The organism is Mordavella massiliensis (genome assembly GCF_016902415.1).
Taxonomy (GTDB): domain Bacteria; phylum Bacillota; class Clostridia; order Lachnospirales; family Lachnospiraceae; genus Merdimonas; species Merdimonas faecigallinarum.
Window position 1 is genome coordinate 1 of the sequence record NZ_JACJLV010000067.1, and the last position, 7,966, is coordinate 7,966.

The 7,966-nt window shown below is 38.9% G+C and carries 9 protein-coding genes; 1 reads left to right on the forward strand and 8 read right to left on the reverse strand.

All coding sequences use genetic code 11. The features are described from left to right. Positions 1 to 87: 87 nt before the first annotated feature. From H6A13_RS12120 to H6A13_RS12145, 6 genes are all read right to left on the reverse strand, one after another. On the reverse strand, positions 88 to 2,844 hold the full coding sequence (locus H6A13_RS12120) for a type I restriction endonuclease subunit R (RefSeq protein WP_204909813.1): 2,757 nt from the start codon (positions 2,842 to 2,844) through the stop codon (positions 88 to 90). A 42-nt stretch (positions 2,845 to 2,886) separates the two neighbouring features. Beyond that, positions 2,887 to 3,114, reverse strand: a complete 228-nt coding sequence (locus H6A13_RS12125; RefSeq protein ID WP_204909814.1) for a helix-turn-helix domain-containing protein — start codon at positions 3,112 to 3,114, stop codon at positions 2,887 to 2,889. A gap of 266 nt (positions 3,115 to 3,380) precedes the next feature. Further along, positions 3,381 to 3,617, reverse strand: coding sequence for a hypothetical protein (locus H6A13_RS12130; RefSeq protein WP_204909815.1), 237 nt, complete (start codon positions 3,615 to 3,617; stop codon positions 3,381 to 3,383). Continuing rightward, positions 3,550 to 4,791 (reverse strand): relaxase/mobilization nuclease domain-containing protein, encoded by a 1,242-nt coding sequence (locus H6A13_RS12135; RefSeq protein ID WP_204909816.1) that lies wholly within the window; start codon positions 4,789 to 4,791, stop codon positions 3,550 to 3,552. The genes H6A13_RS12130 and H6A13_RS12135 overlap by 68 nt, the downstream gene beginning before the upstream one ends. Further along, the gene (locus H6A13_RS12140; RefSeq protein ID WP_204909817.1) at positions 4,740 to 5,120 is read right to left on the reverse strand and encodes a plasmid mobilization protein; all 381 of its coding nucleotides are present in this window, start codon (positions 5,118 to 5,120) and stop codon (positions 4,740 to 4,742) included. Before H6A13_RS12140 ends, H6A13_RS12135 begins: the two co-directional genes overlap by 52 nt. Positions 5,121 to 5,832: 712 nt before the next feature. Further along, positions 5,833 to 6,081 carry a hypothetical protein gene (locus H6A13_RS12145; protein WP_204909818.1) on the reverse strand — a complete coding sequence of 83 codons (249 nt, stop codon included), beginning with the start codon at positions 6,079 to 6,081 and terminating at the stop codon, positions 5,833 to 5,835. A gap of 95 nt (positions 6,082 to 6,176) precedes the next feature. Between H6A13_RS12145 and H6A13_RS12150 the strand changes: the two genes are divergently transcribed. Further along, complete coding sequence (locus H6A13_RS12150) at positions 6,177 to 6,410, forward strand: helix-turn-helix domain-containing protein (protein ID WP_055220643.1); 234 nt, start codon at positions 6,177 to 6,179, stop codon at positions 6,408 to 6,410. Positions 6,411 to 6,459: 49 nt separating this feature from the next. On the opposite strand, the gene H6A13_RS12155 is transcribed toward H6A13_RS12150, so the two are convergent. Next, a complete protein-coding gene (locus H6A13_RS12155) occupies positions 6,460 to 6,897 on the reverse strand; it encodes a hypothetical protein (protein WP_243424793.1) in 438 nt (145 codons plus the stop codon). Continuing rightward, complete coding sequence (locus H6A13_RS12160) at positions 6,894 to 7,838, reverse strand: ParM/StbA family protein (protein WP_204909819.1); 945 nt, start codon at positions 7,836 to 7,838, stop codon at positions 6,894 to 6,896. Before H6A13_RS12160 ends, H6A13_RS12155 begins: the two co-directional genes overlap by 4 nt. Positions 7,839 to 7,966: the final 128 nt, after the last annotated feature.

Sequence of the window (7,966 nt, forward strand, 5' to 3'; positions counted from 1 at the left end):
ACTTTGTTCCATCTGAAATACGATGTATTCAGATGGTCTATTAAAGTTACCCTTTTTTTACAGAGAAAAAATCTATAAACCTCTTGACTATTTATAGTTTGTCACCTTCAATATAAATTTTGCAAGCGTCTGAATTTCACTTGCCAATGTTACTCCGCCAAAACTTTTAACTGCTCTCTTCCATAATTCTGTATCTGTCTCATTCAATTCCATAGCAGAAATTGCTCCATCATTAATGATATATTCTGCAATCTGTTTCATGATATCCTTTTGATCTTCTGTAAGGACACGTTGCGCACGACCACAATACAAACTAAATCTCTGTGCATATCCATTAATAAGACTTGTAAGCTTTTGATTTTTCTTATATGCATAGCGCACAATCTGAATTAGATTAGTAAGGACATTTACATTCGCCTTACCATCAAGTATCTCCACATCACCCTGCTCATCTAGCAACTTGTAATTCTTCCATATCTGATAAACACCGTATTGTCTACTTTCAGAAAGCAATCTGTCCCTAAGTTCCATAAGCATATCATGAGTGATGATCGTATCCTCAGAATTATAAATAATACGAAGGGCTTCTATGTCATCCTTATGCTCTTCCAAATATTTTTCAAAATTCTCAATATATGTCTTTGCTGATTCCTTTGAAAACCCAGCATAGAGAACTTGATCCTTATCATCACTTTCAATCATATAACCTCTCTGCATTTCAAGTAATTTATTTCTTGCCTGTAGATTACCAATCAAACAATACACAAGCGCTCTTCTTGCGGTATTATCATGAGATGGACTTACATATTCCATCAACGTTCCCTCTACAAGCGCTGAAGTAATATCATTTGCAAGCTTTCTTGGTGTAAAACCATAATTAGTGACAAAATAATCTAAATGTCTACCAAAAAGAACACTTTCCTCATATCGTCGATTGATCGTTGAACAGTAGTCTCTGAGAAGGATAAGATTATCATCGCTCAATTCATTATGTGCAAGTCTTTCAAGCACATGCTCAAGTGATAAATGTTTATTAGAACCTGATCCAAGACTCGGCTTTGGAATATGCTTTTCCGATTCTGTCACTCCAACTGCATCTACGATGTAATAACATTCCTTGGTATCTGCGTTTGGAGTGACTTCTTTTAATTTATCATCACTAATAACACGGCATCCTCTCCCCTTCATCTGTGTATAAAGAACATCTGAATGAACATCTTTCATAAACAAAACTACTTCCAAAGGCTTAATATCTGTTCCCGTCGCAACTAAAGTAACTGTTACCGCTATTCTAAAATCTTTCTCAGTCCTTAAATCCCTGATAAGCACATTCGAGTTCCCCGCCGAATATGTAATTTTCTGTACAAAATTCTCCGGCAACTCATCATTATCAAATTCTGTCTTAAATACTTCCTTCGCAATATCTACAATTTCAGTTGCGTGATTATCATCTTTTGCGAAAATAAGTGTTTTAGGTATGTACTCCCACTTTTTTTCACGTTCTGGATATAAATCCTCATATATGGCTCTTTTATATGCCATCAATACTTCTTTTATCTGATTTTTATTAACGACAGACCTATCAAGTTCTACGGAACCGTATTCCACTGTCGTCTGTACCGTGTGAGTTTCAAATTTTCCAGTTCTTTTGGCTGTTTCTCCAACCTTTGAACCTCTTTCAATCGTTCCAACATGAGCAGTTATATCCGTAATGATTCTATAAATTCTAGGAGGAACATTTACTCCATCAACAACTGAATCATCATAAGTATATTGTTCAATAATGTTATTATTAAAAAATGCATAAGCTTCCGGTGTAGGCGTTGCTGTAAGCCCCAATACAGTGGCACTAGAAAAATAGTCTAATACCTTTTTCCACTTACCATAAATCGATCTATGGCATTCATCCACGATGATAAATTGAAAGTAATCTGAGGGAAGCTGCAAATTATCGCCAAGTTCAATAATGTCATTGCTATCTTTTTCTTCATCATTTTTTATTATTTCGTCCTCAACATCCTCATTACCATCCTGGATAGCCTGCCCCGTAAGTACTGCAAACAATTTCTGAATAGTAGAAATAACAATATCGCTTTTGATATCCGTCTCTTTTTTCAAGCGATTGATGCTATACAATACCCCCATCTTCTGCTGTTTCTCTGTTTTATCAAATAAGCTAAACTCTATCTCTGTCTGTCTTGCCAAATTATTACGATCTACAAGGAATAAAATTCTTCTCGTAGATGTATAATTTAACAATCTATAAGAAGCCAAACAAGCAAGATAAGTCTTACCTGAACCAGTTGCAAGAACTGCTAAATTCTTTTTTTTACCATGTTTTAATGACTCTTCAAATTCAAGTTCTGCTTTATACTGACAATCACGTAATCCACGCTTTTCTAGTAATGGAAGTGCTCCGTATTCAGATTTCTTTTGTACTATTTGAAGCATCTTCTTTGGAGAATGCATCTTTGATAACTCTTCATATCTACTATTTTGATTCAGCATATTTTTAAAATATATCTTATTTCCATTTGCCATATACACCAAGGGAATAAGTTTTTCAAACCATAATGCGTACCACGCTTGTGGAGAAACTGCATAGTTTTCCACTTGTTTCTTCACTTCGTCACCCAATGGATTTTCTTCTCTTTTTGCCTCTATTACAGCAATCGCCTTTCCTTCAATAAACAGAAGATAATCGCTCTCTGTATTGCCAACCATCAAAGCTTCCTTTACTGCTACTGTACTGTTAGGCAAATATTCATTTCTTGATACGATATCCCAACCAGCATTTCTTAACTGTTTATCAATTTTTACACGTGCTTTTTCTTCCGGTAACATAATGATTTCCTTTCTGGATTCCCCATCTTTAAGTCTATTAGACTATCTATTATTTACAGATTCTATCTGCACAATATCATCAAATCCACAATTCAATGCTACACAAATTCGAGCCAGCACATCCATTGATACTTGCTGATCGTTATTCATTTTCGTAAATGTACTCGGGGCAATCCGTGTCTTTTTCCGCAAATCAGTCTTACTCATTTCTCGATCAATAAGCATTTTCCATAACGGTTTATACGTAATTTTTATCTGAACTTCTGTCATGTTGTTTTCCTCCAATTTTCCATATCAAAACAACTTATAACGCTAATTAACATTATATACCATCATTTTCACTTTTACCACAAAATCTTTTGAGTTCTCGAAATTACTTTTGTAAAAAATATCACCTCAAGTAATAATTTTATGACTGGTACACAAAAACAAACTACTCTATCAAAATTATATGAAGAGTAAAAACCTTATTATCACCAGACTAAATATAATCCCAAAAGCATATTTCCAAAATTTTTCTTTTGACTTTACCATTCTCATCTCTTTTTTATCTGAGTTGTGATTACTCTTACCTCATTCTCGGCATTCTTCTTTACTTCCTTTACCTGATTCTCCGCAATTCTTTTTTTCTTCTCAGCAGCCCTCTGTTTTTTCTGTGCTTCTTCTACTGCATCTACAGAAGACTGTACCACCATCTTTTCCAGTTTAGAGTTCCGGGCCTGAACGTCTTTTATTCTTTCTTCGAGCTGCTCTTGCTCTTTCCTGCTCAGCAATCCGTTCCTGTTCCGCAGATCGTCGTTGCTTCTCTGCAGAGACTGACTGATATTCTGCGTTCTGGACAATTCGATTTGCAGTTTCTGATTTTCCTCGGTTAACTTCTGAAGCTCGTCTTGCAGCTTCAGACTTTCGGATGAGAGACTCCGAATCCCTTCTCGAAACTCTCCGATTCGTTCCATACATTTCTGTATCAATTCTCGATCTTTTGTCTGGGCTTTCAACAACTCGTCCCTCTCTGCAGTCACTTTCGACAGGGCCTCCGCCTGTTCCTGCGACAGCTTCTTCCACTTGTCGATAGTATCGTTTGAGATCGACATCAACTGTGTCATCTCCGAGGATACCACGGTTTTCTTTTTGTTCATTTCTGATAAATTCATCCTCTAATTCCCCCTTACTGATTTTTAAATAAAAAGTCTTAGAAAGGTTGCTGTCACGTACCTTCTTCCCTTCCTGATTCTGAAACGTGATATGCTTTCTTTTATCTGTCCAATTCACGCTCCAGCCTGCATTCTTCATTTCTCTGATAAATTGCTCCCGGCTGGTGCAATACTCCATCACATTCAGCACAGCCATGGCACAATCCGCCACATAACTATCCTTTGCATGGTTACGAAACAGATTGTATTTGTCTTTACTCCATGCGATCACTTCCCCGTTCTCAATCTGACTGCCATCAAAATGCTTGCCTTTTTCCGCTATGGTGAGTCCACGTTCTCGGCACATCCGATTCGTCAGCTGCTTCATATGTTCCAAATCTTTTCTGGAATTATGCAGTTTTTTCCCATTTACGTAGCTTACAGAATTGGTAACTATATGGCAGTGAATATGGTCTTTATCCTTGTGAACACTGACAACTGTCTGAAAACCGGCAAACCATTTTTCAGCAAATTCTATTCCAAATTCCAAAGCCTGCTCAGGTGTGATCTTCTCATCTTTATGCCAGGAAATCACATTATGGGAATACATCCGACCGGAATCCTTCCCCCATAATCGTTTTTCCGCTAAAAATGACTGATATACCAGATCATAATTTACTTTTTCATACGGATACGGCCCAATGATATGAACAAGGTGCTGCTCCGTTTTTCCCTCCCGCAGGATATACTCAATACAGTTTCTCATTGCCCCATGGGAATTTGTCCGCTTATTAATTGTCTTATTGATCGCCATATCGTTTCACACTCCTTCCGATACCCCGATATGTTTTCACTGAGACTGTTCAGCACATCTGCTCTGGGATAAAAGCCGCCGGCATTCATATGATGTGCGATCTGGTTGATATTGGTTGTTGCACCTCGCAGCAGACGGTTTGTTTCCCCAAGCCTTTGATTTAATACATTCAATTCCTCTTTTACCTCCGCTGACATTAGATCCACATTTTCAATTGCAGCAAGTATCACTGCCTGCTGTGTCTGCCCCGATGCTTTGATCTTTTGCTGAAGCAGGGCATATTCTTTCTCATTCATCCGTATCGTAACGGTATGATTTCTTTTTCTCATAATCCTTTCACTCCTTCCATAATCTGCACTGTTATTTTCATGCACTTCCAACTACGAGGGGATTCCATAAGGGGAAATGAAATCTTCCCCTTTGGTGGGTGCAGGGCAAAGCCCTAGTCAATCTATGAATCTGTGAATGGAATGTCCGGTGGACATTTCAGGAACAGAACTTCATAGCATTGGCGGCCAGGGTTCCAAGGGACAGCGTCCTCTGGCAAGTTTAGGAACAGCCCCTAGGCTGATTCCGGTGCATAGTGGCTTGCCACTTTGCGAAACTTGCCTGTCATCTGCTGCCATTCCATACGTGCTGATTACTTCTGCCTTCCTTCACACATCTAAAAGAAAGGCTGGAAGATGACAGTGGTTTTGTGGGATGCAAAAAGGATGTGAAGGAAATGGAAGTTCTCACTTTTCCAAAGAATTTCTATTTCCGGAATGTCTTTTGGGCATCCCACTCCGGTGCGCAGTACCGGACAATCATGTGCCGTATCCGGCACCTACCCAGATATATCTGCCTGTACTTTTTGTACATCCTGCCAGTCTCTACTGTTCACCGCACTCTTTTCCACTACCGAAGGACAAAAATAGCAGTTAAAAACAATAACCGTTTTTTCCCCGGAAAATTGTTTCAACTGCTATGATCTTTTACTGCTATTATTCAATTGTCCATTCATCAAATTCTGTTAAACTTCCATCCAAGCAGATCCACTTTTCAAAAGTGCTGAAGCTCTTCCAACTCTTTCTCCAATTTCTCAATACGATGGTGCTGATACCAGATCACCCCTGGAAGACCTGCAGCCATAAGAAAGGCACAAACCAACACCTTCAAAACATCCCATCTGGATTCTATTCCACTCATGGAAAATCCGCACACAAGATTAACGAATAGTACATAAAAATATCCGCAAAATAAAGCTGTACTAAACATCCCTTTTAAAATTTTCCACATTTTAATTCCCATCTTTACACCTCCCCAAAATAAGTTTAGCGATTTTTTCGCTAAATATCAATAGTGAATATTTCGCTAAGATATTATGAATCCATGAGGTGAAAATAATGTATAGTAGAATCCGAAATCTAAGAGAAGATCGTGATCTCACGCAAAAACAAATGGGCGAGATCTTAAATTGCAGTCAGCGTATTTACAGTAATTATGAATGTGGCGATGTAGACATTCCCACACAAATCCTGATCAAACTGGCCAAATTTCATAAAACCAGCGTTGATTATCTGCTTGAACTGACAGATGACAAGCGCCCCTACCCCCGTAAAAAGGATGGAAATCAATAGATTCTGCCCGGATTCTCGTTCCGGGCAGTTTTTCTGCTCTTTTTTTATTTTAAAAACTGTCTGCAAAATCCAATGCCACATCTGCATTTTCTTCCTGCTCCCTGTCCACCGAATCAAAAGCAAAACCAGCTTCTTCTTTTTCTTGCATAAACGGCTGTCCGACGCCATTCATATACGGATACAGCAGCTCCATGAGATTTTTCGCAAGTAACATAGGAACCGATTCTTTTACCCCTTCTTTGATAGCGTTCTGCACCTGTCTCAGAAACGCATCTTCCTTTTCCCGAGTCTCCAGGTAAGGATCTTCTTCCTTCTCATATTCCCGACCAAAATAATCATTCACAGCAGCTACTACCGCCCGTGTATAGGATTTATACTTTTTCCTGTTCATGGTCTGTAAATACTCCCAGGCCTGACGGTCTGCCTCATCCAGCAAATTCAGGCGGATATTTGTATTGATGATCTTCCGTTCTTTTCTCATGCTCATATCAGTCTGCCTCCGTTCTTCTGAATTTTTCTGACTGCCAGCATCTCATAACCTTTTGTCGCTGCACAAATATCATGGATAATGGTTACCCGGTTCCTGACATAATCTCCAAAGTTTTCGATCATACAGCCACCGCCCCCGACTACATACAGCCGCATTAATTCCGGATTATATTCGTGTTCCCTCAGTTTCCGAAAAATTTCTGCTGTATAATCTTTTGCAGCCGCTTTCATAACATCCAGATATTTTTCCCCGATATCTGCCGTTCCTTTTCGGATCACCTGCTCAATGACCAGATCGTCCACTACTGCTCCCATCCGCCTTAATAACTGTTCCCTGACAGCCAGCACGCATTGATGGGTCCCATATTTTTCAGTAAAACATTTCTTTTCTACCGGTCGCGAATTGTTGATATACATGATATTCATTGTCCCATTTCCGATATCCGCCAGCATATTGATTCCCTTAAATTCCTGCAGATGATATGCGACAGCTGCAAATCCCTGTGGAAAAATATCTGCCCCGATAAACTCCACATGATAAGCTTTTCCACGAAACACAAAATCCACCACTGCATTCTGAAGCAGATAATCACGGAAAGTTTCTTTCTGACTGCTCACCCATGTCAGCGGAAGTCCGGCAGCCAGATGTACTTTCGCCTGATCCACCCCTTTACTTTCCAACTCACTGGCAACGGCCGCAAGTGTAAGGATGTAATAGTCCTCATCCTCCGTTTTTTCTGCCCGAAACTCCTTGTGTTCTTCTCCAATCTGGTAATACACTCCTTGATAAACCAGAAGGTTATTCTGGAAGGTAGGCTCCTTTTCATATCTGGTTACACCTGCCTGAAAACATCTGCAGGCTGTTTTCATGTTTCCATATCCGTGATCCACACCAATCACTGTAATTATCTGATTTTCCTTATTTTTCATCATTCTCATATTATCTTTCTCCTTTATTTTTTTGAACCAAATTAATACTTACGCTCTTTGATAAGATAGATATTTTATTATCTCTTTCATTAATTCTTTAATATTAAGTTTTTTACATACTTAATAGTGTCCCATGA